Annotated in this window: 1 protein-coding gene; it reads right to left on the minus strand. The window is 59.8% G+C overall.

Translation table 11 applies throughout. From position 1 onward, the window contains the following. Window positions 1-981 (minus strand): recombinase family protein (locus L284_RS39595; RefSeq protein WP_407635848.1); only part of this gene is annotated, 981 nt, incomplete at its 3' end. Window positions 982-992 lie beyond the last annotated feature (11 nt).

The following is a 992-nucleotide window of genomic DNA, read 5'->3' on the forward strand; positions in this document are numbered from 1 at the left end:
CCCGAACTCACCGTGCAGCGTGGCACTCATCTCGCCAGGTTTGGCGCCGGGAAACAGCGTGACGCGCTCGATCAGACCGCGAATGGCGCATGCCGCCTCATCTCGTTCAGAGGGATGATGGAGAGCCTCGGATAGGCGCTCAACTTTCTTGCGATAGAACTTCGCAATGTTCGGATGGATGTCAGGGGCGATATGCGGTGCCTCGCTCATCCGCGCCCGTATGGCATCTTCCTGTGCCTCCAGTGCCAACAGCTTGTCGACCAGACCTCGCGTGCCATCACCATCGGCTGCCATGTTCACAAGATGCTCGATGGCCTTCACCACCTTTTTGAGCTCCGCCTTGTCAGCAGCCGCTGACGCGCGCTGTTGTTGATTCAGGCGGTTGGTCTCCTCCACGTAGGCGTGGATGGCTTCAGCCACAATCTCAGGCGCCATCAACCGGTGGCGAAGGCCCTCAAGAACCCGCGCTTCAAGCGCTTCGCGCTTGATGGTGCGAGCGTTCGTGCACGAACGCCGGTTCAAGTGCGCCGAACACCCGAAGCGATCCTGTCCGCGCAGCGAGACCGGGCCATTGCAAATGCCGCAGACGAGCAGGCCGGATAACAATGATTTCGGACGGCGCTTCATCTGGAGCTCGGCTCCCACGTTTGCGCTGTCCATGGAGCTAGCGTAGTCAATGCGCAGGGAAGTTTGGCGTGCCTTCACGGCTTGCCACAAGTCGTCGTCGAGAATTCGCAGCTCGGGTACGTCCGTTGTAATCCACTCGGATTCGGGATTGATGCGGGAGACACGGCGACCCGTCCGAGGATCCTTGAGATAACGTTGCCGATTCCAGATGAGCCGGCCGACATAGAGTTCGTTGTTAAGGATGCCGGTGCCGCGTTTGATGTGTCCCCGCACCGTCGTGTTGCCCCATAGCTTGCCATACGGGCCGGGTATTCCTTCCGCATTGAGCCGCTTGGCTATTGTCAAAGGGCTGATGCCATTCGCGT

The organism is Novosphingobium lindaniclasticum LE124, from assembly GCF_000445125.1.
Classification (GTDB): domain Bacteria; phylum Pseudomonadota; class Alphaproteobacteria; order Sphingomonadales; family Sphingomonadaceae; genus Novosphingobium; species Novosphingobium lindaniclasticum.